This window comes from Streptomyces sp. NPDC057271, assembly GCF_042668715.1.
Taxonomy (GTDB): Bacteria; Actinomycetota; Actinomycetes; order Streptomycetales; family Streptomycetaceae; genus Streptomyces.
The window spans coordinates 1-1,431 of sequence record NZ_JBHUYJ010000245.1 but is presented as its reverse complement, the minus strand read 5'-3'; the positions used below and the strand labels follow the sequence as shown (position 1 = coordinate 1,431).

Sequence of the window (1,431 nt, the reverse complement as noted above, 5' to 3'; positions counted from 1 at the left end):
GCCGCTACATCATCTGGCGAAACCGCCACGCCGACGACCGGCACCTACGCGCCGTCGTCGACAGGGCGAACGTTGCCTGATGCGGCACTAGCAGCGTTTCGCCCGTGCGATCGGGGGCGGTGGCATGCAGCATGACCTGGGACTTCGTGGCCCTGACTTCGACCAGCTGACGGGGGCGGACCTTGCGGGCCGGCACCGAGTAGAGATTCGCGTCGAAGGCGACGAGGCAGTCCTTGCCGACATGGCGGAGGTGCCGCTGAGTGACCACATACGGCGTCTGCGGCAGCGGGCGGAGGGCCACGTGGTCGCGGATCGCACGAAGGCCGATGACCTCGCCGTGGGTGCCATGCACCTTCGCCCGTCGCAGCGGCACCCAGGCGGTGAACGCGGCGTTGAGTTCCTCGAGCGAGGAGAATGCGCGTCCTGCCAGGACGTGGTCGCGGACGATCAGAACTTGCCGTTCGACCCGGCCTTTGCCCGTGGGCCGGTAGGCGGCCAGTACGTCGGGGTCGAAGTCGTAGTGCCCGGCGAAGGCGACGGCCTCCGGATGGAGGGGGACGGCTTCCCCTGGTGCGACGTGCCGGCGGACCACTGTTTTGGTGCGGTCGTAGACGATCGACATCGGGACCCCGCCGAAGTGGGCGAACGCTTGGCGGTGGCAGTCGAAGAAGGTGGCGAGGTCCTGGCTGGTGGTGAAGCAGCAGAACGGATCGCGCGAGTAGGACAAGGCCATGTGGAACGAGTAGACCTTCGAGATCCCGACGTGGGCGAGGATCTTTCCCTCGTCACCCCAGTCAACCTGGGCCTGAGCCCCCGGCACCACCTCGAACCTGCGGTGCAGGCCCGCCAGCTCACCCGGGCTAATGCCCAGTTCCTCCGCGACCCGCGGGCGGGCTTCCTGCAAGTACATCTTGATCCGCTGGTAGCTGCCCGTGAAACCGTACTCGGCCACCAGGCGCTCGTGGATCACGGCCCCTTTGAGTAGGATCTCGGCCCGCAGCATCGCGTCGATCAACGGCGCGACCTCATCCACGATCCGCCGGTACGGCTGCCCGTTGGGCGCCCTCCTCGGCGGCGCGACCGGCGTCTCACCCGACAGATACTTTACGACCGTGCGCCGGTTCAGCCCGGTCTCCTTCGCGATCTCCCGCAGGCTCATCGCGCCGGACTCATACAGACCGCGAAACCGCCTCAGCTCCAACCAGCGATGCGGATCCAAGACCACTCTCGCCGCCCTCCACCGACCCCGAACAGGACGACAGAAGACTCGCGCGCCACCGGCCGCACCGCATCAAGAACGGTGCACGTTCATCCGTACGCGGTGGTGCACGTTCACGGCTCTGGCAAGATTTTCGTAGCCGGAGATCATCTCGCGAGTGCGGTCGACAGGCCCACACAGTGGGCAGCCTATGGCTGTGCTCCGCCCCTCAG

Annotated in this window: 1 protein-coding gene; it reads right to left on the bottom strand. The window is 67.0% G+C overall.

The window, feature by feature from the left end; genetic code table 11:
• Positions 1-4 precede the first annotated feature (4 nt).
• Positions 5-1,225: an IS21 family transposase gene (gene istA, locus ACFUJR_RS39250; RefSeq protein ID WP_383181741.1), complete on the bottom strand. Its 1,221-nt coding sequence runs from the start codon at positions 1,223-1,225 to the stop codon at positions 5-7.
• Positions 1,226-1,431: the final 206 nt, after the last annotated feature.